This is a genomic window from Bradyrhizobium sp. USDA 4501, assembly GCF_054062115.1.
In genome coordinates, this window is sequence record NZ_JBSSEX010000001.1 from 6084153 (window position 1) to 6109014 (window position 24862).

The 24862-nt window shown below is 64.7% G+C and carries 24 protein-coding genes and 1 pseudogene; 16 read left to right on the forward strand and 9 right to left on the reverse strand.

From position 1 onward, the window contains the following. Position 1: 1 nt before the first annotated feature. Positions 2–1342 carry an LLM class flavin-dependent oxidoreductase gene (locus ACVWZM_RS27995; RefSeq protein WP_168855352.1) on the reverse strand — a complete coding sequence of 447 codons (1341 nt, stop codon included), beginning with the start codon at positions 1340–1342 and terminating at the stop codon, positions 2–4. A gap of 313 nt (positions 1343–1655) precedes the next feature. Between ACVWZM_RS27995 and ACVWZM_RS28000 the strand changes: the two genes are divergently transcribed. The 4 genes from ACVWZM_RS28000 to ACVWZM_RS28015 are packed head-to-tail and all read left to right on the forward strand — an operon-like array spanning position 1656 to position 5431. Next, complete coding sequence (locus tag ACVWZM_RS28000) at positions 1656–3284, forward strand: FAD-binding protein (protein ID WP_316393962.1); 1629 nt, start codon at positions 1656–1658, stop codon at positions 3282–3284. Further along, the gene (locus ACVWZM_RS28005; protein ID WP_456855367.1) at positions 3281–3601 is read left to right on the forward strand and encodes a 4Fe-4S dicluster domain-containing protein; all 321 of its coding nucleotides are present in this window, start codon (positions 3281–3283) and stop codon (positions 3599–3601) included. Before ACVWZM_RS28000 ends, ACVWZM_RS28005 begins: the two co-directional genes overlap by 4 nt. Positions 3602–3651: 50 nt before the next feature. Next, positions 3652–4776, forward strand: a complete 1125-nt coding sequence (locus ACVWZM_RS28010) for a methionine ABC transporter ATP-binding protein (RefSeq protein ID WP_456855368.1) — start codon at positions 3652–3654, stop codon at positions 4774–4776. Then, positions 4766–5431 (forward strand): methionine ABC transporter permease, encoded by a 666-nt coding sequence (locus ACVWZM_RS28015; RefSeq protein WP_141340380.1) that lies wholly within the window; start codon positions 4766–4768, stop codon positions 5429–5431. The genes ACVWZM_RS28010 and ACVWZM_RS28015 overlap by 11 nt, the downstream gene beginning before the upstream one ends. Positions 5432–5444: 13 nt before the next feature. Here ACVWZM_RS28015 and ACVWZM_RS28020 read toward each other — a convergent pair whose 3' ends face one another. After that, positions 5445–6452 carry an aliphatic sulfonate ABC transporter substrate-binding protein gene (locus ACVWZM_RS28020; RefSeq protein ID WP_141340381.1) on the reverse strand — a complete coding sequence of 336 codons (1008 nt, stop codon included), beginning with the start codon at positions 6450–6452 and terminating at the stop codon, positions 5445–5447. A gap of 315 nt (positions 6453–6767) precedes the next feature. Here ACVWZM_RS28020 and ACVWZM_RS28025 point away from each other — a divergent pair, with 315 nt between their 5' ends. Both ACVWZM_RS28025 and ACVWZM_RS28030 read left to right on the forward strand, forming a co-directional pair. Continuing rightward, positions 6768–7562: a MetQ/NlpA family ABC transporter substrate-binding protein gene (locus ACVWZM_RS28025; RefSeq protein WP_456855369.1), complete on the forward strand. Its 795-nt coding sequence runs from the start codon at positions 6768–6770 to the stop codon at positions 7560–7562. A 28-nt stretch (positions 7563–7590) separates the two neighbouring features. After that, positions 7591–8034, forward strand: a pseudogene (locus ACVWZM_RS28030) (MetQ/NlpA family ABC transporter substrate-binding protein); the annotation flags it as partial. Here ACVWZM_RS28030 and ACVWZM_RS28035 read toward each other — a convergent pair. After that, entirely contained in the window at positions 8027–8164 is a 138-nt protein-coding gene (locus tag ACVWZM_RS28035) for a hypothetical protein (protein ID WP_456855370.1), read from the reverse strand. The pseudogene ACVWZM_RS28030 and the gene ACVWZM_RS28035 sit on opposite strands and share 8 nt — an antisense overlap. A 30-nt stretch (positions 8165–8194) precedes the next feature. Between ACVWZM_RS28035 and ACVWZM_RS28040 the strand changes: the two genes are divergently transcribed. The 3 genes from ACVWZM_RS28040 to ACVWZM_RS28050 all read left to right on the forward strand — a co-directional run bounded on the left by ACVWZM_RS28040 (position 8195) and on the right by ACVWZM_RS28050 (position 10738). Beyond that, the gene (locus ACVWZM_RS28040; RefSeq protein ID WP_438078334.1) at positions 8195–8452 is read left to right on the forward strand and encodes a hypothetical protein; all 258 of its coding nucleotides are present in this window, start codon (positions 8195–8197) and stop codon (positions 8450–8452) included. 129 nt (positions 8453–8581) lie between these two features. Beyond that, complete coding sequence (locus ACVWZM_RS28045; RefSeq protein ID WP_456855371.1) at positions 8582–9907, forward strand: O-acetylhomoserine aminocarboxypropyltransferase/cysteine synthase family protein; 1326 nt, start codon at positions 8582–8584, stop codon at positions 9905–9907. Positions 9908–9940: 33 nt separating this feature from the next. Then, a complete protein-coding gene (locus ACVWZM_RS28050) occupies positions 9941–10738 on the forward strand; it encodes a MetQ/NlpA family ABC transporter substrate-binding protein (RefSeq protein WP_253589216.1) in 798 nt (265 codons plus the stop codon). A gap of 94 nt (positions 10739–10832) precedes the next feature. Here the strand turns inward: ACVWZM_RS28050 and ACVWZM_RS28055 are convergent, their stop codons facing one another. Further along, entirely contained in the window at positions 10833–12221 is a 1389-nt protein-coding gene (locus ACVWZM_RS28055; RefSeq protein WP_456855372.1) for an FAD/NAD(P)-binding protein, read from the reverse strand. Between the two features lie 582 nt (positions 12222–12803). On the opposite strand from ACVWZM_RS28055, the gene ACVWZM_RS28060 reads away from it, so the two are divergent. Continuing rightward, positions 12804–13463 carry a TetR family transcriptional regulator gene (locus ACVWZM_RS28060; RefSeq protein WP_456855373.1) on the forward strand — a complete coding sequence of 220 codons (660 nt, stop codon included), beginning with the start codon at positions 12804–12806 and terminating at the stop codon, positions 13461–13463. An 8-nt stretch (positions 13464–13471) separates the two neighbouring features. Here the strand turns inward: ACVWZM_RS28060 and paaZ are convergent, their stop codons facing one another. Together paaZ and ACVWZM_RS28070 are read right to left on the reverse strand one after the other, a co-directional pair. Continuing rightward, a complete protein-coding gene (paaZ, locus tag ACVWZM_RS28065) occupies positions 13472–15499 on the reverse strand; it encodes a phenylacetic acid degradation bifunctional protein PaaZ (RefSeq protein ID WP_456855374.1) in 2028 nt (675 codons plus the stop codon). 116 nt (positions 15500–15615) lie between these two features. After that, positions 15616–15807, reverse strand: a complete 192-nt coding sequence (locus ACVWZM_RS28070; protein WP_456855375.1) for a hypothetical protein — start codon at positions 15805–15807, stop codon at positions 15616–15618. Between the two features lie 242 nt (positions 15808–16049). On the opposite strand from ACVWZM_RS28070, the gene ACVWZM_RS28075 reads away from it, so the two are divergent. Next, complete coding sequence (locus ACVWZM_RS28075) at positions 16050–16817, forward strand: AraC-like ligand-binding domain-containing protein (protein WP_456856786.1); 768 nt, start codon at positions 16050–16052, stop codon at positions 16815–16817. Positions 16818–16904: 87 nt separating this feature from the next. Then, positions 16905–18023, forward strand: coding sequence for a branched-chain amino acid ABC transporter substrate-binding protein (locus ACVWZM_RS28080; RefSeq protein WP_456855376.1), 1119 nt, complete (start codon positions 16905–16907; stop codon positions 18021–18023). A gap of 149 nt (positions 18024–18172) precedes the next feature. Here ACVWZM_RS28080 and ACVWZM_RS28085 read toward each other — a convergent pair whose 3' ends face one another. Both ACVWZM_RS28085 and ACVWZM_RS28090 read right to left on the reverse strand, forming a co-directional pair. Next, positions 18173–18577 (reverse strand): GFA family protein, encoded by a 405-nt coding sequence (locus tag ACVWZM_RS28085; RefSeq protein ID WP_168855362.1) that lies wholly within the window; start codon positions 18575–18577, stop codon positions 18173–18175. Between the two features lie 49 nt (positions 18578–18626). Beyond that, positions 18627–19205: a TetR/AcrR family transcriptional regulator gene (locus ACVWZM_RS28090; RefSeq protein WP_229193258.1), complete on the reverse strand. Its 579-nt coding sequence runs from the start codon at positions 19203–19205 to the stop codon at positions 18627–18629. Between the two features lie 80 nt (positions 19206–19285). On the opposite strand from ACVWZM_RS28090, the gene ACVWZM_RS28095 reads away from it, so the two are divergent. Beyond that, positions 19286–19600: a monooxygenase gene (locus ACVWZM_RS28095; RefSeq protein WP_092081380.1), complete on the forward strand. Its 315-nt coding sequence runs from the start codon at positions 19286–19288 to the stop codon at positions 19598–19600. On the opposite strand, the gene ACVWZM_RS28100 is transcribed toward ACVWZM_RS28095, so the two are convergent. Further along, a complete protein-coding gene (locus tag ACVWZM_RS28100) occupies positions 19597–20004 on the reverse strand; it encodes a hypothetical protein (RefSeq protein ID WP_168855364.1) in 408 nt (135 codons plus the stop codon). The two genes, ACVWZM_RS28095 and ACVWZM_RS28100, sit on opposite strands and share 4 nt — an antisense overlap. Positions 20005–20467: 463 nt before the next feature. On the opposite strand from ACVWZM_RS28100, the gene ACVWZM_RS28105 reads away from it, so the two are divergent. The 3 genes from ACVWZM_RS28105 to ACVWZM_RS28115 all read left to right on the forward strand — a co-directional run bounded on the left by ACVWZM_RS28105 (position 20468) and on the right by ACVWZM_RS28115 (position 24826). Continuing rightward, positions 20468–21514, forward strand: coding sequence for an aldo/keto reductase (locus tag ACVWZM_RS28105; RefSeq protein ID WP_168855365.1), 1047 nt, complete (start codon positions 20468–20470; stop codon positions 21512–21514). Next, positions 21511–22365 carry an amidohydrolase family protein gene (locus ACVWZM_RS28110; protein WP_456855377.1) on the forward strand — a complete coding sequence of 285 codons (855 nt, stop codon included), beginning with the start codon at positions 21511–21513 and terminating at the stop codon, positions 22363–22365. Before ACVWZM_RS28105 ends, ACVWZM_RS28110 begins: the two co-directional genes overlap by 4 nt. A 121-nt stretch (positions 22366–22486) precedes the next feature. Next, a complete protein-coding gene (locus ACVWZM_RS28115) occupies positions 22487–24826 on the forward strand; it encodes a Tex-like N-terminal domain-containing protein (protein ID WP_168855367.1) in 2340 nt (779 codons plus the stop codon). Positions 24827–24862: the final 36 nt, after the last annotated feature.

Below are 24862 nucleotides of genomic sequence, written 5' to 3' on the forward strand. Positions count from 1 at the left end.
GTCACGCGGTTGCGGCGGCTTCCGTCCGACGCGCAAAGCGGCTGATCGGCCGAGGCAGGCCAAAATGCTCACGCAAGGTGGTGCCGGCGTAATCGGTTCGGAACAGATCGCGGCGCTGCAGGATCGGCACCACGTTGTCGACGAAGACCTCGAGCCCGGTCGGCAGCACGTCCGGCATCAGATTGAATCCGTCGGCCGCGCCGGCCTTGAACCAGGCCTCGATGTCGTTGGCGATCTGCTCGGGCGTGCCGACGATGATGCGGTGTCCGACCCCGCCGCCGAGCGCGCGCAACAACTGCCGGACGGTGAGGTTGCCGCGGCGCGCAAGGTTCACCGTGCCCTGGAACATGGTGTGGTTGGCGTTGGCCGGCAGCGGCAGCGGATCGGGTAGCGGCTTGTCGAGCTCAAGGATCGCAGGATCGACCTGCAATGTGCCCGCGAGACGCGCCAGGCTGTACTCGATCGGAACCAGCTCCCACAGCTCATCCTGCCGCCGTCTCGCCTCGGCTTCGGTGCTGCCGATCACTGTGGCAAGGCCCGGCAGGATGACGATGGAGTCGCCGGCGCGGCCGTAGGTCGCGGCGCGGGCGCGCAGATCGCGCGCATAGGCGACGCCTTCCTCGATCGTCTGCGCCAGCGTGAACACGGCCTCGGCCTGCGCGGCAGCGAGATCACGGCCGTCGTGCGAGCCGCCGGCCTGCACGGTGACCGGGCGGCCCTGCGGCGAACGCGGCACGTTGAGCGGACCGGCCACAGCGTAATGGGCGCCACGATGCGCGATCGGATGAACCTTCGACGTATCGACAAATCGCGCCGAGGACTTGTCACCGACAAAGGCGTCGTCCTCCCAACTGTCCCACAGCGCATGGACGACCTCGGCGAACTCTTTGGCGCGCTCGTAGCGGGCCTTGTGCTCCAGCACGTTGCTGAGGCCGAAATTGCGGCTGGCCGACGCGTCGGCCGTGGTCACCGCATTCCAGCCGGCGCGGCCGCCGCTCGCGAGATCCAGGGTCGCGAAGCGGCGCGCGATGTTGTACGGCTCGTTGTAGGTGGTGGAGGCGGTCGCGATCAGCCCGATATGGCTGGTCGCCGCGGCCACCGACGCCAGCACGATCGTCGGTTCCATCGACATGAAGGAGCGGTAGTCGATGCGGTCAGTGATCGCCGGTGTGTCGGCAAGGAAGATCGCATCGAGCTTGCCGCGCTCGGCGATCTTAGCCACGCGCACATAATGGCCGACGTCGAAGCAGGCGCGAGGATCGCTTTCGGGCAGCCGCCACGCCGACGCATAGACGCCGGAGTGCAGCAGGTTGACATTGAGGTGAAGCTGACGATCGGACATGGCTGCCACGCATTGAGGTGAGACGACTCACGAAGTACCGCCTGTCAGGCCACATGAAAACGAACGGCCGGCGCGTGCATGCAAAAAGAAATTTCCGTCTCCGCTGCGCGATCTGCGAACAAATCCGGTGTCGATCTTCTGCGATGAGCGGAACATCCCCTCCGCCGCCGCATGAATATTCTGCCACGTGCCGCGGCAGGGGAAGCTTCGTCCAAGTCTGCGCAAATATCTGAAATTGCCAGGGCAGCCTGCGCGCGTAACGATGCTGTTGCGGCGCGTTGCAAGCAATCGGTGCCGCCCGGAGAACTGAACGATGACAGTCCACGAGCGACGCGCCGAACAGCGAACCGCGCCAGGCGGTTCGGTCGAATTCGACGCCGACGTGCTGGTGATCGGCGGCGGACCGGCAGGCACGTGGGCTGCGGTGAGCGCAGCCGAGTGCGGCGCACGCGTCGTGCTCGCCGACAAGGGATTTTGCGGCACGTCGGGTGCCACCGCGGCTGCCGGCACCGGCGTCTGGTATGTCGATCCCAATCCGGCGCTGCGTAAGGCCGCGATGGCCAATCGCGAAAAGATGGGCGGGCACCTGCAGGATCGCCGCTGGATGGCGCGCGTGCTCGACCAGACCTACGAGGACAGCAATCGTCTGGCCGCCTGGGGTTACCCTTACCCGGTCGACGACAGCGGCACATCGCAGCGCAACTCGCTGCAGGGGCCGGAATACATGCGCCTGATGCGCAAGCGCACCAAGCAGGCCGGCGTCACCATTCTCGATCACAGTCCGGCGCTCGAACTGCTGGTGGATGACGACGGCTCGGTTGCGGGAGCCAGCGGCGTGCGCCGCCAGAAGCACGATCGCTGGATCGTGCGCGCCAAGGCTGTCGTCATGGCGACCGGCGGCTGCGCGTTCCTGAGCAAGACGCTGGGATCGAATGTGCTGACCGGAGACGGCTATCTGATGGCCGCGGAGGTCGGGGCCGAATTCAGCAGCATGGAATTCTCGAATCCCTATGCGATCTCGCCGGCGTTCGGCTCCGTGACCAAGACGCTGTTTTATGGCTGGGCGACCTTCAGCTACGAGGACGGCAGCGTCGTTCCCGGTGCGGCATCCAAGGGCGGGCGATCGGCGATTGCGCGCGCGCTGCTTCAGGGACCGGTCTATGCCCGCCTCGACAAGGCCGACGACGACGTGCAGCGTCACATGCGCGCATCGCAGCCGAATTTCTTCCTGCCGTTCGATCGCACCGGCATCGATCCCTTCAGGGAGCGTTTCCCCGTCACCTTGCGGCTCGAAGGCACCGTGCGCGGCACCGGCGGCCTTCGCATTGTCGACGGTAGCTGCGCCACCAGCGTGCCGGGACTCTATGCCGCCGGTGATGCAGCGACGCGCGAATTGATCTGCGGCGGCTTCACCGGCGGCGGCAGCCACAATGCCGCCTGGGCGATGTCATCGGGGACCTGGGCCGGATGGGGCGCTGCCGGCTATGCAAGGCAGCTGGGCCCGGCACGTCAACGACGACTGGCGTCCGCCGGTACCGTCGCGTTCCGAAGCAAGGCGGGTCGCGCGTTTGAGCCCGCCACGCTGACAAAGGCGGTCCAGGACGAGGTCTATCCGTTTGAGCTGAACTACTTCCGGCATGCCTCGCGTCTCGAAGGCGCCCTCGAGCGGCTGGATGCGGCGTGGGTCAATGCATCATCGGCCGATGCGGCGAGCAAGGACGATCTGCTGCGCGCCCGCGAGAGCGCGGCCATGCTGGCGACGTCGCGCTGGATGTACCGCAGCGCGCTGGCGCGGAACGAAAGCCGCGGCATGCATCGCCGCGACGACTATCCCGATCAAGACGACCGCCAACGCCATTACGTGACGAGCGGCGGTTTGGACGAGGTCTGGACCACGGTGCGGCCGCATGCCGAGGCCAGCTATGCAGAGGCCGCGGAATGATCGAGGTGATCGACGCCGAGCGCTGCACGTCCTGCGGCATCTGCGTGAATGTCTGCCCCACCAATGTCTTCGACAAGACGGAGGGGATTCCGGTGATCGCCCGTCAGGGCGATTGCCAGACCTGTTTCCTCTGCGAACTGTATTGTCCCGAGGACGCGCTTTACGTGTCGCCTTATGCGGAGGAGCCTCGCCCGACCGACGTGGTCGCGTTGCGGCAGACTGCCGCGTTGGGCAGCTACCGCCGCGCGGTCGGCTGGACCGACGAGACGCGCGATCTCCGCGGCATCGACCGCAGCTATCTGCTCTTTGGTCATTGAGCCCGGGCTGCGCCCGGCGACCGAAGCCATTTCCCAATTGGACCGACTGAATGAATGTACATCAATCCCTGACGACGGCGCAGCCTGTTGCGCCGCTGCCGCCCATTCCGCTCGCATCAGGCGCGAGCGATGCCATGATCCGCTTCGAGGCCGTCTCGAAGGTCTATCCGGCCTATCGCGACAAGCCGAGCGTCCATGCCTTGCAGGCGATCGACTTCGCGATCCCGCGCGGCTCGATCACCGGCGTGATCGGCCGCTCCGGCGCCGGCAAATCGAGCCTCGTCCGCCTCATCAACGGGCTTGAGAAGCCGTCGAGCGGCCGCGTCGTCGTCGATAACAGCGAGATCTCGGCGCTTGCCGGTCGCGAGCTGCGCCTGGCGCAGCGCTCGATCGGCATGATCTTCCAGCATTTCAACCTGCTGTCGTCGCGGACGGCGGCGGACAATATCGCCTTGCCGCTCGAGATCGCCGGCTGGTCCACGGCCGACATCGCCGTCCGTGTAGCCGAGCTGCTCGAGCTCGTCGGCATTGCCGACAAATACGATCGTTATCCCTCGGAATTGTCCGGCGGCCAGAAGCAGCGCATCGGCATCGCCCGCGCGCTGGCGACTCGGCCGAATGTGCTGCTGTCCGACGAGGCGACGTCGGCGCTCGATCCGCAGACCACGCGCGCGATTCTGGACCTGCTGGCCAACATCAATCGTGAACTCGGGGTGACGATCGTGTTGATCACCCACGAGATGTCGGTGGTCCGCCAACTCGCCAAGGAAGTCGCGGTGATCGACGGCGGCCAGGTCGTCGAACGCGGCCATGTCGCGGAAATCTTCACGCATCCCCAGCATCCGGTCACGCAGGCGTTCCTTTCCGAGGTGATCGGGGACAGTGTTCCGGTCTCGCTGGCGAGCCGCCTTTCGCCACAGCCGGTTGCCGGCGGGCAGACGGTCCTTCGCGTGCAGGTGCGCGGTACTGAAGCCGGCGACACCGTCGTGGCGCGGCTTTCGCGCGAACTGTCCCATGACGTGGCGCTGCTATCGGCCCGCATCGATGAGATCGGCGGCCAGCACGTGGGCTCGCTAATCCTTGCCATTCCCGGCGGTGAAGCCACGGCCAGGCAGGCCCTGGCCTATCTTTCTCAGCATGACATTCTGGTGGAGCGTCTCGGCTATGTCGCGTGAACTCATCAACCTGATCGTTCAGGCCACGGGCGAGAGCCTTTTCATGGTCTCGGTGGCTGCGCTGGTTGCGACCGCGCTGGGCCTTCCGCTTGGCGTCTTCCTGGCGACCAGCCGGAAAGGGGAGCTGTTCGCCGCGCCGCCAGCCAATGGCGTGCTCGGCGTCATCGTCAATGCGGCCCGCTCGACGCCGTTCATCATCCTGGTGGTTGCGATCATTCCTTTCACGCGGCTGATTGCCGGCACCTCGATCGGATCGGGCGCGGCAATCGTGCCGCTCACCATCGCGGCAACGCCGTTCATTGCCCGTCTGGTCGAGGCGGCGATCCGCGAGGTCGATGCCGGTCTGATCGAGACGGCGTCCTCGTTCGGTGCAAGCCCGTTGCAGATCGTGTTCAAGGTCTTGATCCCGGAGGCGTTGCCGGGCCTGGTGCTGGCCTTGACACTCGCGGTGGTCAGCCTGCTCGGCTACTCCGCAATGGTCGGGGCCGTCGGAGGCGGCGGCCTCGGCGACCTCGGCATTCGCTATGGCTATCAGCGCTTCATGCCCGAAATGATGCTGGCGGTCGTCGTCGTTTTGATCGCGCTGGTTCAGACCGTGCAGACCGCCGGCGACTATCTGGCGCGCCGCGTCAACCGCCGCCTGCGTCATCGCTAAAGGCGCGGTGGCGTCACGATCCCTTCGGTGCCCAGATCTTGACGTCGCCGGTATCGACCTTGCGTGGCAGCAGACCTTCCGCCGTGAAGGTATCGGCGATCTTCTGCTGCTCGGAAAGGCCGGCCGCGGTGACCACGCCGACCTTGTAGGAGCGATGGCTGTTGGCCTCCTCCACCGTGGCGGCGTCGATGCCCCACAGGCCGGCGAGCAGCGCCGCGGCCTCGTTCGGATTGGCTTTGATCCAGGTGCCGGTTTCCACCAACCTGGCAAAGATGACATTCAGTGCATCGGCCCGCTTTTCGGCGATCGCGGCCGAGGCAAGATAGTAACGCTTGTAGTTGGCGAGCCCGCCGCTGCCGTCGGTCAGGATGCGCGCGCTGGACTGGCGTTGCGCGCTGCTGAGGAACGGATCCCAGGCGACCCAGGCGTCGACATTGCCGCTGACGAATGCCGCGCGGCCATCGGCCGGCGTCAGATAGGCCGGCGTGATGTCCTTGAAGGACAGTCCGGCCTTGGCAAGTACCGCTAGCAGCAGGAAGTGGCTGCCCGCGCCCTTGGTGACCGCGACCTTCTTGCCCTTGAGATCGGCCGGCGCTTTGATCGCGGAATCCTTCGGCACCAGGATCGCCTGCGCCGATGGAGAAGCGGCTTCCTCGGCGACGTAAGCGAGCTTGGCGCCGGCGGCCTGGGCGAAGATCGGCACGGTGTCGGCGACGTCGGCTCCGAAATCGATGCTGCCGACATTGATGGCCTCGAGCAGCGGCAGGCCGCTGGTGAACTCGTGCCACGACACGGTGATGCCGAGCGGCGCCAACGCCTTCTCCAGCGCGCCGTTGGTCTTCAGGATAGCGGTCAGCGTCGACGATTTCTGGTAGCCGATCCGGATTTCCTCGGCGGCCGCAGGCCGAACGAGCGAGGTCATCGCAAGCAGCCCGATGGCGGCGACAGCAAGACGGCGCGACATCGCAGTCGCCGATGATGCGGCCTGCGCTTGCGGGATGGGGCGGGCAAAGATGGGCATGGCAAGTTGTCCTTAGCCGGTTCGATCTGTGGCCATTTGTGTGCAATCGGTGCGCCGGAGGCAATCGCGGAGAAGCCGTCCGAACGAGTGCAATTTTCTCTGCAAGCGAAGTCAGCGAGAAAAGTATTTTTGGCCTACGCGTTGCCGCCGGCATCGGCAGATAAGTCGCTCGCTGCGCCAAGATGCCCGGCCGGCTCCATTCTCTTTTCATCGCGGCCACAGCAGCGGCGACTCGTCATCGGGAAAAATTTGGATTCTCATTTCATTGATTTCGTCCCCGGCGCGAGCGATGAGCTTGATAGCGAGTTCAGTTCCATGGAGACCAAGATGTTGCTTCGATCAATTTTCGCTCTTGCAGGCGCTGTTGCGATCTGGTCGACCGCCGCCGCGGCAGAAACGATCAAGATCGGCGTGACGCCCGGGCCGCATGCACAAATCCTTGAGGCCGTGAAACCGATCGCGGCGAAGAGCGGGCTCGAGCTTCAGCTTATCGAGTTCTCCGACTATGTCGTTCCGAACGCGGCGCTCGACGCCGGCGACATCCAGGCCAACTCGTTTCAGAACCAGCCTTATCTGGACAACCAGAAAGCCGATCGCGGCTACAAGATCGAGCAGGTGGGGCTGACGGTCAATTTTCCGATCGGCGTCTATTCGCGCAAGCACAAGAACTGGGCCGACGTTCCTGACGGAGCCAAGGTCTCAATTCCCAATGATCCGACCAATGGCGGCCGGGCGCTGCTTCTGCTGCGCGACAAGGGCGCAATCAAGCTGAAGAGCGACGTCGGCTTCAAGCCGACCGTTATCGACATCGCCGACAATCCCAAAAACCTGAAATTCGTCGAGGTCGACGCAGCCCAGGCGCCCCGGGCGCTCGACGATGTCGATGCGGCGGTCATCAACACCAACTATGCGACACAGGCCGGTCTCGATCCGGTCAAGGATCCGATCCTGCGCGAGGATCCGAAAGGGCCATACGTCAATCTGATTGCGGTTCGCGCCGCCGACAAGGACAAGCCGTGGGTCAAGATCCTGGTCGACAGCTACCACACGCCCGAGATCAAGGAATTCGTCCAGACCAAGTTCAAGGGCGCGGTGCTGCCCGGCTGGTAGTTGCCGCTCCAATTGCTGAGGGATGATGATGCGTATTCTGATGACGGCGGTTGCCGCGGTAACGCTCCTGGTCGGCACCGCGAGGGCCGAGACGGTCCGCGTTGGCGTCACGGCCGGACCACACGCCGAGATCCTCGAAGTCGTCAAGAAGGTGGCTGCGGGCCATGGGTTCGACATCAGGGTGGTCGAATTCACGGACTACGTGATCCCGAACCAGGCGCTCGCGCTCGGGGATCTCGCGGCCAATTCGTTCCAGCACGAGCCTTATTTGAAGAACCAGATATCGAAGACCGGCTGGAAGATCGTCAAGGTCGCCAACACGATTGCGTCGCCGCAGGGTGTCTACTCGTTGAAATACAAGAAGCTGGCCGATCTTCCGGATGGCGGGCGGGTGGCGATCGCCAACGATCCTTCCAATGGCGCGCGCGGCCTGATGATCCTTGCGCTGCACGGCGTGATCAAGCTCAAGGATAGTCGACCCAATAGTCGAGCGAGTTGTAGTTGAGTGAAGTGTCGCGCGGATGCGACCAGAGACCGGCCCAGTTGTGGCTCGGCGCCATCATGTTGAACGCGTTGAAGCGAAGTTCCTTTGGTCTGGTCATTGCGCAATTCCGCTAATTGAGGACTGAGAGGTGATTTATCACGTCAGCTGCGCGGCTTTATTTTCTATATGGAAAGACAGGATCAAAATCGTGCTTTGTCTTCGATCCGGCGCAGCAGAGATTCGTTTGTTCGACGTCGTCGTGCTGTTCGAAATGACGGTATGCACGACATTGCGTACTGATTTGCAGGCGCGATCGGCAGATGACTCATCAGCTCCACTGAGCCGTTCAAACCGGCGGAGCAGTGAAACAAATGTTACGCGACAGGCGCCGCGGCTGAAAAATTAGCGACGCCATCAGACGCGCCGCCAGCACGCTCATCGCTATTTTCTCCGATGTCTCGACAGTCGCGGACGCTGCTGCGCATCATTCTTTGCCTTTTGATGCTGGGTCCACGGATTTCAGGAGAATTTCGAGATGCCGATCGAAACCAAGAATGTCGAGACGCTCGCCTTGCATGGCGGATCGTACCGGTCCGACCCGGCGACCGGCGCCGTCGCCGTTCCGATCTACCAAACGACGTCCTTTCAATTCGAGAATACCGATCACGCATCGCGGCTGTTCGCCCTGGAGGCGATCGGACAGATCTACACCAGGATCAAGAATCCGACGGCTGACGCGTTCGAGGAGCGCCTGGCCGCGCTGGAAGGCGGCGTTGGCGCGCTGGCCGTGGCGTCGGGCCAGTCGGCGACGGCCTACGCGATCTTCAACATCGCGCAAGCCGGCGACAATATCGTCTCATCGACCGATCTGTACGGCGGCACCTGGACGCTGCTGTCGCAGACGCTGAAGCAGTTCGGCATCGAGGTTCGCTTCGTCGATCCGGCCGATCCGGAAAACTTCCGCCGGGCGACCGATGCGAAGACCCGGGCCTATTTCGCCGAGACGCTGCCGAACCCCAAGCTCAACGTCTTCCCGATCAGGGAAGTCGCGGATATCGGCCGTTCGCTCGGCGTGCCGCTGATTCTCGACAACACCGCCGTCCCGCTCATTGCGCGCCCGTTCGAGCACGGCGCAGCGATCGTCGTCTATTCCGCGACAAAGTATATCGGCGGCCACGGCACGTCGATTGGCGGAGCGATCATCGACGGCGGCAACTTCGACTGGGCGGCGCACGCCGAGCGCTTCCCGCTGCTGACGCAGCCGGACGATGCCTATCACGGCGCGATCTGGACCGAGGCAGCCAAGCCGCTCGGTCCGATCGCCTACATCCTGCGCGCGCGCGTGAAGCTGCTGCGCGATCTCGGTGCCGCGGTCGCTCCCCAGAACGCATTTCAGTTCATCCAGGGGCTCGAGACCTTGCCCCTGCGGCTGCGTCAGCACAACGAGAACGCGATCAAGGTCGCGAATTTCCTGGCACGACATCCCGCCGTTTCGCACGTGATCTTCCCCGGACTGCAGAGCGGAGAGGACCGGCGCCGCGCCGATCTCTATCTGAAGGGCGGCTATGGCGGGCTGGTCGGCTTCGAGCTGAAGGGGGGCGTCGAGACCGGCCGTCGTTTCATCGATGCGCTGAAACTGTTCTATCACGTCGCCAATATCGGCGATGCGCGCTCGCTGGCGATCCACCCGGCGTCGACCACCCATCAGCAGCTGAGCGCCGCGGAACAGCTCGCGGCAGGCGTGACGCCCGGCTACATCAGGCTTTCGGTCGGCATCGAACATCCCGACGACATCCTCGCCGACCTCACCCAGGCATTGACTGATGCTGAGGCGGGAAGCAGCGGCCGCAAGGCGGCCTGATCGATCCCTGAAGACGGAGTTGAAACCGAGACCATGAAGACATTGTTGCGCCTGGCGCAGGCGGCTGGCGTGCTGCTTGCCATGACTGCGGCCGCCGTTGCGGACGAACCTCTCAAGATCGCGACCAGCGCCGGCCCGGTCGGTCAGCTGGCTGGCTTTGCCGCCAAGCTCGCCAAGGACAAGGGGCAGGACGTCAAGATCGTCGAGCTGTCGGACTGGGTCGCGTTGAACGAGGTGGTGAACAGCGGCGACGTCGACGCCAACCTGTTCCAGCACGCCACCTATCTCGCGATCCAGAACAAGCAGCGCGGCTTCGACCTGGTCCAGGTCGACAAGGTCGGCGTGATCGCGCCCGTCGGGCTGTTCTCGAAGAAGATCAAGTCGCTTGAGGAGATCAAGTCCGGCGACAGCGTTGCGATCCCGAACGAGCCGCTCAACGGCGCGCGTGGCTTGATCCTGCTCGAACGCGCCGGACTGATCAAGCTGGCGCCGGGCAAGGGTTTTTCGGTCAATCGGTTTGATATCATCGAAAATCCCAAGAACCTGAAGATCGTCGAGCTCGATCCGGCGCAGACCTACCGGTCGCTCGATGACGTCACGCTTGCGCTCGTCAACATCACCTATCTGATACCGGCCGGCGGTGATCCAAAATCGGCGCTGGTGATCGACCGCACGGTCGATGACGGTCTCGTGCTGCGCTTTACCGCGCGGCCGGACAAGAAGGACGATCCGCGCCTGAAGGCCTTCATCCAGGTCTTCAATTCGCCCGAGGTCAAGCACTTCATCGAGGAGAAGCTGCCGGCGTTCATTCCGGCCGGCTTCGGCAGCTAGAGCTTTCCCGAGCGAAGTGGACGCCGGTTCGCGGCAGGAAAGCGCGTCAAAACTGGAATCTGGAGCTCCGTTCCGATTCCATCGGAACGGGGTTCTAGACGCGCGCGAGGGATGCGAGCCGCCGTTCCTCGTCGGAGTGAACCAGCAGAGCGGCAAGCTCGGCGCATTGGTTGCGGATGTCGGGAATTGCGCTGATTTCCCAGAACGCGGCGCGCGTGAGCGGGCCGACGGCATACAGGCGGCGCGATGGGACGCCGTCGTGACCGATGATCGCGCAATTGCGATCGGTTTCGATGCCGATGCGGAGCGGATCGACGCGCGCCAGGCCAAGCTCGAGCAGGCTGCGCACCGCGGGATTGGCGGTTGCGCGCGGATCCTTGACAATGCCGGTGCAGTCGACGATGGCGCCGACATGCATGCGACGGAGCCTGCTCTCGCCGCGCCGCCGGTAACTGACGATCGCGCCTGTCCGGTCGGGCTCGGCCGAGATCAGCTTTGCGGCCATCGGGGTGAGCCGGCCTCCATAGATCGCTTCAGTGATCCGGACCTCCACTTGCGGCGCCATCCGATGCCGATGCACGTCCCACCAGGCGCGTGCGTGCTCGAGGAACCGGCGCTTGGACGAAAGCGGGAGCTCACGCCACAGTCGCTGGGTATGGGGGCGAAGCCCATCGATCACGCTGCGCCAATCGCCGCCCGCTGCGATGTGCCGGTCGATGCGGCCGCGAAGCCAGCGAAGCAGGCTGCCGATTCCGGAGCCGAAGGGGACCTCCGCCTCCTCGATGTGCACGGCGTCGACCCGGCGGTGCGGTTTCGCGAGAAGGCCTCGGCGCGACATCGCAACGATCGGCCCGCGATGTCCGTCGCGCAGCAACGACAGCACGTAATCGACCATCGTCAGGCCCGTGCCGAGGATCAGGACGGTCGCGTCGTCGGCGATCGCAGCGGCAGACGGTGCTGCCCAGGGATCGGCATGTCCCGGACTGTTCGCGCGTGGATCGTGTCCGGTTGCGAGAACGACGATGTCGCCGATCAGCTGCCGGCCGTCGTCGAGGCTGGCGGTGACGTCGCCTCGCCGTTCGCGGATCGCGATGCATCTGCCGTGCACGATCGACAGGCGTTGGATGTTGGCCTGATCGGACGCCTGTTGCTCGAGCAGACTGGCAATGTAGTCACCAAAGATGCGCCGCGGCACGAAGCAATAGGGATCAGGGCAGAGCGGCGCGTTCGCCCCGCGCGAGATCAGCCAGTGCCAGAAATGGTCCGGCTGGTCGGGCAGCGCACTCATATTCGCGACCCGTACATTGAGCAGATGATCCGGATTGCCGGTATGATAGGCGATGCCGCGCCCGATGTCGGGACGCTGCTCGATCAGGCTGACACGGACATCGTCCGTCGGTTGACGCAGTAGCTGGTGCGCCAGCAGGACGCCGCTTGCGCCGCCGCCGACGATGATGACGTGACGCGCTCGAGGAGCTGTCATGCTATCGCTCTGTGCGTGATCCTGCCGCACGACATGTGCGGCGTGGGCAGACTGACGTCGGCGTGGCGATGGATCACATCTGCTGCGGTCTCGACTGGGCATGCGTCGCGCCAACGAGCGATCAGCCGTGAGGACCAAACAGAAAGAGTTCGTACATGTCCTTGCCGTCGGGGTTGGCAGCGCGGGCCAGCCGCCGCTGCCATCTCTTCAGCCGACGGGCCGCGCGACGAAGGACGTGGGGCCAAGAGGATGTCCGCACCCAGAGCCTCCTTCGCATTCCGAGCCGTTCGATGAACGATAACACGCTCCTGTTCGGGACGCGCGCGAAACTCGGCGGCGCCGCGAACTTTGCAATTAGACGCGCATGGCGAGGCGATTTGCAGCAGAGAGATGCTCTCGCGACGCGGCGCCAGGAAAATTCATTCCGGGCAATGTTGCCCGATCGCCGGGCTTATGGAATTGTCCGACCGGATGGTCAATAAATAGCGGTTCGGAGGCGGGGCTGTGGTCCCGGAACCTTGCGACTATTGACTGACATCTCTGGACGATGGCCGAACGGCCGCCTGGTGAAACGGACAAGACATGGCCCGATCGCGCGCCAAGGACTATGACGACAAGCGCCTCTTGATGCTGCATCGCTCGGCCGAGCTGTTTGCCGCATCGGGATATGTCGGCACGTCGATGAACACCATCGCCGATGCCTGCGGGGTTTCGAAGGCGCTGCTCTATCACTATTATCCCGACAAGGAAGCGATCCTGTTCGATATCCTGTCGTCGCACCTCGCGAAGCTGGTGGCGGCGGTCCGCAAGGCGAGCGCACAGGCCGGCGATCCGGTCGCGCGCTTCAGGACGATCGTTGCGACCCTGCTCGAGCTCTACCGGCATGCCGACGCCGAACATCAGGTCCAGATCTCAAGTCTCAAGCTGTTGCCGAAGGACAAGCAGCAGCCGCTGCTCGCAAGCGAGCGGATCCTGGTCGGGATCATGTCGGACGCACTCGCCGCCGCCGTGCCGGCGGCGAAGCACAAGCGCCTGCTCAAGCCGCTGACGATGAGCGTCTTCGGCATGCTGAACTGGCATTACATGTGGTTTCGCGAGGGCGGGCCGATGACCCGCGCCGAATATGCCGGTTTCGTCGCGCAGCTCGTGCTGGCCGGCGCCGACGATGCCGCGGCCGGCGCCACCCGGCCGCGCGGCAGGGCGAAATCGGCCGGCCGCGGCCGGCAGGCCGAGTTGCTCTGACGCGCCTGTTAACCCCGCATCGCGTTCATGGTCAGCAGCTCGTAGGTCGCCGCGGTTTCGCCGGTGCCGGTCGTGATCTCGACGTCCCAGCGTACCTCGCCATATTGCTTGTTGCGCGGCATCTTCTCCTTCACGGTCAGCCGCACCTGGATCTGTTCGCCGGGCTGGACGGGTTTGACGAAGCGCAGCGAGTCGAGGCCGTAATTCGCCAGCACCGGCCCGTAGTCGGGATCGACGAACAGGCCGGCCGCAAACGACAGCAGCAGATAGCCATGCGCGACGCGGCCTGGGAAGAAAGGATGCCCCTTGGTCGCTTCCTCGTCCATATGGGCGTAGAAGGTGTCGCCCGTGAAATGCGCGAAGTGCTCGATGTCGTCGAGCGTGATCTGCCGCGACTTCGAGACCAGCGTGCGGCCGATCTCGAGATCGTCATAGTGATAGCGGAACGGATGCAGGTCGCCTTCGAGCATCGGGCTGCCCTTGAACCAGCGGCCGGTGACGCCGCTCAGCATCGCCGGCGATCCCTGCAATGCGGTGCGCTGCATGTAGTGCTGGAGGCTGCGGACGCCGCCCAGTTCCTCGCCGCCGCCGGCCCGGCCGGGGCCGCCGTGAACCATCTGCGGCATCGGCGAACCGTGTCCGGTGTGCTCGCTCGCGCAGTCGCGGTCGATGATCGCGACGCGGCCGTGAAAACTGCCGATGCCAAATGCCAGTTCGGTCGCAGCCGGGATGTCGTGCGTGTAGATGGATGCGACGAGGCTCCCGCCGCCGCGATTGGTCAGCGCGATCGCTTGCTCCAGACCGTCGTAACCCATAACGGTGCTGACAGGGCCGAACGCCTCGATCGCGTGGACTGCGGATGCGGCGAGCGGCTTGGCGCAATGCAGCAGCAGCGGCGGAACGAAGGCGCCGCGCTTCGCATCGGCATCGAGCAGCGCGAAGTTGCCGGGATCGCCGGCCACCAGTTCGGCTTCGGCGCGAAGCTTCGCGACATGGGCAAGCACATCGCTGCGCTGGCCGAGCCCGACAAGCGGCCCCATCCTGACCTTGTCGTTTTCGGGATTGCCGATCGTGACCTTGGCCAGACGGTCGCGCAGCGCCGTGATCACGGCATCGAGCTGTGCCGACGGCACCAGCGCGCGACGGATCGCGGTGCATTTCTGGCCGGCCTTGACCGTCATCTCCTTCGCCACTTCCTTGACGAAGAGGTCGAACTCCGGACTTCCCGGCACGGCGTCCGGAGCGAGGATTGCGGCGTTCAGCGAATCCCGTTCGGCGATGAACCTGACCGCCTCGCGCGCGATGACCGGATGCCGCTGCAGTTTTTGCGACGTGTCGGCCGAGCCTGTGAAGGACACCACGTCCTGGCAGGTCAGATGGTCGAACAAGTCGCCGGTCGATCCGACGATGAATTGCAGCACGCCTTCGGGCAGCGCGCCGGATTCGGTGATGATCCGAACCAGCTCGTGGGCGACATAGGAGGTGACCGTCGCGGGCTTGGTCACGACGGGCACGCCGGCCAGCAGCGCCGGCGCCAGCTTCTCCAGCATGCCCCAGCACGGGAAGTTGAATGCGTTGATGTGCACTGCGACGCCGTGCAGCGGCGTCACGATATGCTGACCGGCGAATGCGCCAGCCTTGGAGAGCCCTTCGACGTTGCCATCGAGCAGGAATTTGCTGTTCGGGAGCTCGCGGCGGCCCTTGCCGGCATAGGCGAACAACGTGCCGATGCCGCCGTCGACGTCGATCATTGCGTCGGTGCGGGTTGCGCCTGCGTGGAATGACAGTTTGTAGAGCCGGTCCTTGTGCTGGGTCAGATAGTCGGCCAGCGCCTTCAGTAGGCCCGCGCGCTGATGGAACGTCAGCTTTCTGAGATGTTTGCCGCCGATCGCGCGGCCATAGGCGAGGATCTCGCGCATGTCGAGATCGCTCCTGGTGGTGACCGCCACCACATCGCCGGTGACGGCACTGTGAATCTCGGCTGCCGGTTCGCCCGGGCCGGACCATTTTCCGCGCACGAAGCTGTCGAGCTTCATGACGTTGTCCGCAGTCCGTGCACCACTGGATTGAGGCTGTGTCATCGCAATTGGACCTTCTGACTTGTGATCAATGATGCGTCTCGCCTTGGCGGCGGAACGTTCAATCCGAACGTTCAAGCTTTGGCTCGTCCGACAAAGCGCGTCGCGCGCTTTTCGAGAAAGGCGTTGAGCGTCACGACGCGATATCCGGCGCGGATATCGGTCAACACCAAATCGCTGACCATGATGACCTCCCGTTGCGGCTTCTGGTGGCCGAAGGTTGCGTGACGTACGCTTGGATTACTATTGACCGTCCGGTCAGTCAATTATAATCCGCGTAACGGCTTGGGATGATGACACCGGGCAATATCGAGCGAGCACGATTTCGGTCTCGGTTGTATTTCAGACCCGACAAGAACGTCAGGATGATCCGGCCGAGCATCGCCTGTCGGCAGCAAAAGCGCCGACGCGTAAGCACGGGACCGTGCTTACGCGCGGTGTCATGCTGCCACAAATCGGCCGAATATCACCGGCCACCTCCTGCCGCCATGAGGATCAGCCGGTGACGATGCAGTCGCCGGATATCGCCGGGTTTCGGTTCTCGACCGCGGATTTCGGCGAGCGCGACCGCTTGCCGATCTTTCGCGAGCAGATCGGGCGGATGATCGTGAAGCTCGATCCGGAGCCACTGAGCGGCACGTTCCATGCCGAAGCCAATGTGCGCGAGCTGCCTGGGCTCGGGATCGGATCCTGGGCGTGCAGCAACCTCAAGATCGCACGGCCGCGCGAGTTGCTCGACGGCAATGACGACCTTGTGCTGACGATCATCACGAGCGGCAACGCCCGCGCGTCGCAGCGCGGCCGCGACATCGAGCTGGGCCCGGGACAGGCCGTGCTGAAGTCGAGCGCGGAGGTCGGCAACATGGTGGTCCCGGTCTCGCCGAGCCGTTTCGTCGGTCTCAGGCTCCCGCGCAAGGCGCTGGCACTGCTGGTCCGCGATCCCGAGGACATGCTGAACCGGTCGTTGCCCGCGAACACCGAGGCGATGCGTCTGCTGGCGCTCAACATCAGGGAGCTTGACGACAGCTACCAGCTCGCGACGCCCAAGCTGCGCGGCGCCGTCGTCCGGCATCTGGTCGATCTCGGGCCACGTCGCAAACAGCGCTCTCGGCCAGCCTGTGTGCTGTCGCGCACACAACATCGCCGCCCAATCACGTCCGCTGCGGGCGATTTCAGACGTCAATGCACGACAACGTGTTTCACATTGTTGCCCGATGTCGCATATGTCCAATCCCCTGTCGCCTCAGTCCGAGCCTGCCAATCGTCTCGCGCTTAAAAGGCAGCCCCCCGGGTGATCGTTGCAATCGGCGGATTCGTCGACTGCGATGCATTGAGGCGACTTGAGACGATCGAGGAGAATGTGATGAAGTCTGCACTTCGAGGATATTTTCTTGCGCTCGGCGCGAGCCTGGCCTTGTCCGGCGGCGCCATGGCACAGGATATCAGTGTTGCCGTGGTCGGGCCGATGACCGGCTCCGAGGCGAGCTTCGGCCAGCAGTTCAAGAACGGTGCTGATCTCGCGATTGCCGATATCAATGCGGCGGGTGGCGTGCTTGGCAAGAAGCTGAAGCTGGAGGTCGGCGACGATGCCTGCGATCCGAAGCAGGCGGTGTCGGTTGCCGAGAAGATGGCAGGCGCGAGGATTCCGTTCGTCGTTGGGCATTTCTGCTCATCGACCTCGATCCCTGCGTCGGACGCCTATGCAGAGGGCAATGTGCTGCAGATCACGCCGGGCTCGACCAATCCGCAATTCACCGAGCGCGGGTTATGGAACACGTTCCGTGTCTGCGGCCGGGATGACCAGCAGGGCACGGTTGCGGCCGCCTACATTATCAAGAACTACAAGACCAAGAACGTCGCGATCATCCACGACAAGACGACCTACGGCAAAGGCCTTGCCGACGAAACGAAGAACGCCATCAACGCCGCGGGCGTGAAGGAAAAGCTCTATGAGGCCTATACCAAGGGCGACAAGGATTTTGCTGCCCTGGTATCCCGCTTCAAGAAGGAGTCGATCGATTTCGTCTATGTCGGCGGCTATTATGCCGAGGCAGCGTTGATCCTGCGCCAGATGCGCGAGCAGGGCGTCAATGCGGTGCTGATGGGCGGCGACGCCCTGGTCGACAAGCAGTTCGCCGCGATCGCAGGTCCGCTCGCCGAAGGCTCGCTGTTCACCTTCTCGCCCGACCCGCGCAAGAAGGCGACCGCGGCCGCGACCTTGAAGAAGTTCAAGGACAAGGGCATCGATCCCGACGGCTACACGCTCTACAGCTATGCCGCGTTCCAGATCTGGAGCCAGGCCGCGGCCCGTGCCCAGACCACCGACGCCAAGAAGGTCGCGGCGGCCATCAAGGCCGGAAGCTGGGATACTGTGCTCGGCAAGATCAGCTACACGCCGAAGGGTGACATCACCCTGATCGACTACGTCGTGTACCGCCGTGACAAGGACGGCAACTACGCCGAATTGCCGGCCGGTCAATGATCGCCAGAGCGTTTTCGAGCGAAGCGGATGCCGGTTCGCGTGAGGAAAACGCGTCAAAATCGAGAGCCTCCGTTCCGATGCAATCGGAACGGAGGCAACCCTGGCCAGGCTGAATCGTTTCCCGCTGCGCCCGTGGTCGGCGCATCCGGTCACACGTTCCGGGGAAAGCGCGCAGCGCCGGGGATCGGCGCGAGCCATGCGACGGCGCGATCGGTATAGATCTCGGCTTGCGGCTGCAATCCCTCCATGCTGTCGAGCGTGCCGGCTTTCACCACGACCTTGCCGGGCATCAATGCGGTCTTCGCCAGCAGAGGGGACCCGCAGCGCCCGCAGAAATGACGATGGACCGGATGGCCGCTGTCGCCCTTGTCGACGAACGCCACCGTCTCGCCCGACTGCTGGTAGTCGGTTTCGCGGATCACGAGGTTGAATGAAAACAGGCTGCCGCTTTGCCGCTGGCAATGTGTGCAATGACATATCGCGATGCTCCGCGGTTCGCTCTTGAGCGTGTAACGCACCGCGCCGCACAGGCAGCCGCCGTTCCGTTCCTGCATGCTGGTTTCTCCCATTCGATGACGCCGTCGCCGCGACAAGGACGCCGCCTCAGGCGTCGCCAATCACGGCATCGATGAATGTGGTGGCCGACTCCCTCAACTGCTTGCGGCTGTATCCGGCGCGCTCCATCACGGCGAGCCCGCGCGTGAACGTCACGATGACGCGCGCCAGCCGGTTTGCATCGGCCGTGCTGCGCCTGTTCGGCGCCGCGCTGATGGCTTTGCCGACCAGTTGCTCGAGCCGGGTGAGCACGTCCAGCACGCGCTGACGCACATCCGCGCTCGAAACGGACGCGTCCAGCGCGGTGCGCGTCGTCAGGCAGCCCCGCTGCGGCGTGCCGTTCGTCATGTTGACGATGATCATGTCAAAGAAGCCCCTCAGTCTCGCTGAGGTATCGCCCTGCGCCAGCGCGCTGCCCGCCGCGTCCAGGAATTGCGCGGCATACTGATCGAAGGCGCGCAGGAAGATCGCTTCCTTGTCGCCATAGGCGTTGTAGAGGCTGCCGCGCTGGACGCCAGTCGCGGCCGCGAGGTCCTGCATGGTCGCATCGTGCAGGCCCTTGCGCCAGAACACGTCGAGCGCGGTTGCGATCATCTCGTCCTCGTCGAACTGACGCACGCCCACCATTCGATCTACTCCATCGGGTCATTCTTGACATGGTCGTCAATATTGACAATGATGTCAAGAATGAAGCCGAGGAGGTCCGGATGATTACCGCTGTCACGACGTTCAAGCTGCCGAAGCCGATCACGCGCGAGGAAGCTCGCAGCATCTTCCTGAGCACCGCGCCGATCTATCGCGGCATTCAGGGGCTGTTCCGAAAGACCTATGTGCTGTCCGAGGACGGGATGACGGCCGGCGGTATCTATTTCTGGAACTCGAGGGTGGAGGCGGAAGCACTGTATACCGACGCGTGGCGCGTCCGCGCCCGCGAGAAATATGGCGCCGATCCGACGGTGACCTATTTCGAGAGTCCTGTGGTGGTCGACAACCTTGCCCAGCAGATTGTTGCCGACGATTAGCAACGATGCAGCGCTGGCGGATGCGCAACACGGGTGCGCGGCGGCGCCCGGACCAGCTCGCGCGCGATCCAGACCGCCGCCGGTCCATGTGCGAGCTCGGCAACCGCCGCGACGGATCTCAGCCAGATCGGCGCGAGCTTCGGTGATGGCGGCAGGTGGTTCGCGATCTGTCGGCGAAACAGCTCGTCATCGGGCAGTCCCTTGATCGGAGCGGTGAATGCCTCCGGCGGCAATCTTCGCGGCCACAGCGGAATGCCCGCCGCGGCCGCGGCGTCCGCGAGCGAGCGGCCGTCGATGACGCATGCGCGTGCGCGCGCCGAAGCGATCCCGGCTCGCGGGACCGCCAGCGCGAACAACAGCGCAGGAAAGCTCGCGGCAAGGTCCGCAAGACGCGTGTGCCGCATGGCAGCGCGCGGACCCTTCCCTGAACGTGTGGATGATACCTCCGCAGCTGATGTTCGAGCAGCACGGAGCGTGTGGCTCGCGACGAGAGGTCACCTGAAGCGTCGAGGTCATGACAAAAGTTCCGCAAGCGCGGAGCCCAAGGCCCGCGGCAGATTCGATTGCGGGTGGGTGTTGCGATTTTACCCGGGATCCGATCCCGGGACGCGCGTCAAATATCGCGCGGCGAACCCGGGAAGCGCACAGACCTGAACATCGTCGCCTCCTGCGTTGAAGTTGCGGAGCGCTCCCATAGCCTATTTCCCGCCGATAGGCAACGTGAAGCTGTGCATTGCATTTTAGCGATGTGGTGCGTGCGCGATGAGAGACCACACCGCGGCGTCGGCCGCCAAGGTCTCTTCACGATCCCGGTCAACGACGCTAGTCTGATGAGGAGCTAACAAGAAACGCAGGCGGGAGGCCATAATGACCCAACAACAATCCTCCGATCCAGGCTCCCCGGCACTGCCACGCCGCAGGCTCGGCCGCACCGGGCTCGATGTCTCCATTCTCGGCTTCGGCACAGCACCGCTCGGCGACCTGTTCGCACGGCTCGACGACACTGCTGCGATCGCAGCAGCGGAGCGGGCGTTTGCGCTGGGCGTCAACCTGCTGGATTCCTCGCCGCTCTACGGCCATGGCCTCGCCGAACACCGCAGCGGCACCGCGCTGCGCCGCGTGGCGCGCGACGACGTCGTCGTCTGCACCAAGGTCGGGCGCTGGATGGACCCGTTCCACGGCCGCGGCGACGGCTCCAATTTCGCCGGCGGCGCGCCGCATCGCGCGGTGTTCGACTATTCCTATGACGGCACCATGCGCTCGGTGGAGCAGTCGCTGCTGCGGCTCGGCACCGATCGCATCGACCTGCTGCTGATCCACGACGTCGACGTCTGGACCCACGGAGCTGACGCGATCGAGGCGCGGTTTCGCGAGGCGATGGAGGGCGCCTATGTCGCGCTCGACAAGTTGCGTTCGGAGCGCGTGGTCAAGGGCATCGGGATCGGCGTCAACGAGGCCGAGATGTGCGTGCGTTTCGCCAAGGCCGGAACGTTCGACACCATGCTGCTTGCCGGCCGCTACTCGCTACTCGAGCAACCCGCACTCGCCGAATTCCTGCCGCTGGCGCAAGCAAAGGACATCGGCATGATGCTCGGTGGCGTCTTCAACTCCGGCATCCTGGCGACCGGCGCGGTTGCCGGCGCCAAGTACAATTACAGGGATGCGCCGCCGGACGTGATGCAGAAGGTGGCGGCGATCGATCGGGTCTGCCGCGCCCACAACGTGGCGCTGCCGACCGCGGCGCTGCATTTCGCGCTCGGCCATCCGGCGGTGGCAAGCCTCGTGCTCGGCGCGCAGACGCCGCAGGAGGTCGAGCGCAACGTCGCCGCGTTGTCGTCGCCCGTGCCTGCCGCGCTGTGGCGCGACCTGAAGAATGAGGGGCTGCTCGACCAGCATGCGCCGGTGCCGGCATGATGCGGATCGACGCCCATCACCATGTCTGGACCCTGGCGCGCGCCGATTACGGCTGGCTGACGCCCGAGCGCGGGCCGATCTACCGCGACTTCGGCTTGGCCGATCTCGCGCCGCATCTCGCCGCGGCCGGGATCGAAGGCACCATCCTGGTGCAGGCCGCGCCGACCGAAGCGGAGACGGCATTTTTGCTCGATATCGCAAAGGGCGCCGAGCAGGTGCGCGGCGTGGTCGGCTGGGTCGACTTCGACGCCGCCGATGCCGCGGCGCGGATTGACGCGTTTGTCGGGCGCGAGCTCCTGGTCGGCCTGCGGCCGATGGTGCAGGACATCGCCGATGACGACTGGCTGCTGCGCCCCGAACTGGCGGCGCCGCTCGAGGCCATGGCGCGGCATGACCTGGTCTTCGACGCGCTGGTGCTGCCGCGCCATTTGCCGCGGCTCATTCAGGTGGTCGATCGCCATCCGGACCTGCAATTCGTGCTCGACCATTTCGGCAAGCCGCACCTTGCGACCGGCGACATCGCAGCCTGGAAGGACGACATCGCAAGCCTCGCCACACGATCCAACGTCGTCTGCAAACTCTCGGGCCTTGCGACCGAGGCGGCACCGAACTGGCAGGTTGCCGATCTCAGCGAGGCCGTGGATCATGCACTGGTATGTTTCGGGCCGCAGCGGATGCTGTGGGGCAGCGACTGGCCCGTCGTCAACCTCGCCGGCGGCTATGCGCACTGGTTCGCGGCGGCGGAGACCTTGCTGGCTGATTTGTCAAGTGACGCTAGGGTCGCGATTTTCGGCGGCAATGCGGCGCGCATCTATTTGTCAAGCCGCGGACGGCCAACATCCCGGAAATAGATTGCGGCCCGCGCCCAATTTGATCCACAGCGCGCCTTGATGAATCAATCCGGGATGGTTCATAAGCGGCGTCCGCGCTGTCGGTGATCCGGCGGCGCAGCGGAATTTCAGAGAGACAGGCGTGGCAAAGATTCATCATCAGATTGCGCAGGAGCTGGGGGTTCGCGACGAACAGGTCGAGGCAGCGGTGACGCTGCTCGACGGCGGCGCCACGGTGCCGTTCATCGCGCGATACCGCAAGGAGCTCACCGGCGCGCTTGATGATGCCCAGCTGCGCACGCTGGAAGAGCGGCTGACGTATTTGCGCGAGCTCGAGGAGCGCCGCACCGCGGTGCTCAATTCGATCCGCGAGCAGGGCAAGCTCGACGCCGCGCTCGAGGCCCAGGTCATGGCCGCCGACAGCAAGGGCCGGCTCGAGGACATCTATCTGCCGTACAAGCCGAAGCGTCGCACCAAGGCCGAGATCGCCAAGGAGGCCGGCCTCGAGCCGCTCGCCGATCAGCTCCTGACGCAGCCCGAGAGCGATCCGAACGAGGCCGCGACGCCCTTCGTCAATGCCGAGAAGCAGGTCGCCGACGTCGCCGCGGCGCTCGACGGCGCGCGCGCGATCCTGGTCGAGCGCTTCGCCGAAGATGCCGACCTGATCGGCGCGCTGCGCGAGGAGATGTGGTCGAACGGCATCATGGCCTCGACCGTCCGCACCGGGAAGAAGACCGAAGGCGAGAAGTTCAAGGACTATTTCGATTTCTCCGAGCCGCTGCCGAAGTTGCCGTCGCATCGCATCCTGGCGCTGTTCCGCGGCGAGAAGGAAGAGATCCTCGACCTCGCCATCAAGCCGGAGGCGCAGGAGCCGGTCGTAGGCCAGCCCGGCCTCTACGAGCTCAAGATCATGAACCGCTTTGCGATCTCCAACCAGGGCCGCAAGGGCGACAAATGGCTGACCGAGACGGTGCGCTGGGCCTGGCGCACCAAAATCCAGATCCACCTCAACATCGATTTGCGGCTGCGGCTGTGGACGGCGGCCGAGACCGAGGCGGTGCGCGTGTTCGCCTCGAATCTGCGCGACCTCTTGCTCGCGGCGCCGGCCGGCGCGCGCGCCACCATGGGGCTCGATCCCGGGTATCGCACCGGCGTCAAGGTCGCGGTGATCGATGCGACCGGCAAGGTGGTGGCGCATACGGCGATTTTCCCGCACGAGCCGCAGCGGCGCTGGGATGAGGCGCTCGCCATTCTCGGCAAGCTCGCGATCGAGCATGGCGTCGAGCTGATTGCGATCGGCAACGGCACCGCCTCGCGCGAGACCGACAAGCTCGCCGCCGAGCTCGTGAAGCGGCTGCCCGAGCGCAAGATGACCAAGATCGTGGTCTCCGAAGCCGGCGCATCGGTCTACTCGGCCTCGGCCTTCGCCTCGAACGAATTGCCCGACCTCGACGTCACCATTCGCGGCGCGGTCTCGATCGCGCGGCGCCTGCAGGATCCCTTGGCCGAGCTGGTCAAGATCGATCCGAAGGCGATTGGCGTCGGCCAATACCAGCACGATCTCGGCGAGGCCAAGCTCGCCCGCTCGCTCGATGCCGTGGTGGAAGACTGCGTGAACGCGGTCGGCGTCGATGCCAATACCGCCTCGGTGCCGCTGCTCGCGCGGGTGTCGGGCATCGGCCAGGGACTGGCGCAAAGTATCGTGCAGCACCGCGATGCCAACGGCCCGTTCAAGTCGCGCAAGGCGCTGAAGGAGGTGCCGCGGCTCGGCCCGAAGGCGTTCGAGCAGTGCGCCGGCTTCCTGCGTATCAGCAATGGCGAGGATCCGCTCGATTCATCCGGCGTGCATCCGGAAGCCTATCCGGTAGTGCGCCGCATCCTCGAGGCGACCAAGAGCGACATCAAGGCGCTGATCGGCAATGCCGACGTGGTGCGGGGTCTCAAGCCGCAATCCTTCGTCGACGATACGTTCGGATTGCCGACCGTCACCGACATTCTGCGCGAGCTGGAAAAGCCCGGCCGCGATCCGCGTCCGGCGTTCAAGGCGGCGGTGTTCAAGGAAGGCGTCGAGGAGGTCAAGGACCTAAAGAAGGGCATGATCCTCGAGGGCACCGTGACCAACGTCGCCGCATTCGGCGCCTTCGTCGATATCGGCGTGCACCAGGATGGGCTGGTGCACATCTCGGCGATGTCGCGGAATTTCATCAAGGACCCGCGCGAGGTGGTGAAGCCCGGCGACATCGTCAAGGTCAAGGTGCTGGACGTCGAGGTCGCGCGCAAGCGCATCGCGCTGACGCTGCGGCTTGACGACGAGATCGGGCCGAAGAAGGACAATGCGGCGCCGTCGCGCGATTTCTCCCGCGGCTCCGGCAAGATGACGTCGTCGGCTCCGCGCCGGCCGCAGGAGCAGTCCGGCGGCGGCGCGCTCGCCGACGCGCTGCGCCGCGCGGCCGAGAAGAACGGACGCGGCAAGCCGACCTGAGCCGCGGAGGAGGGCGGCGAGCCGAGTTCGCCGCCT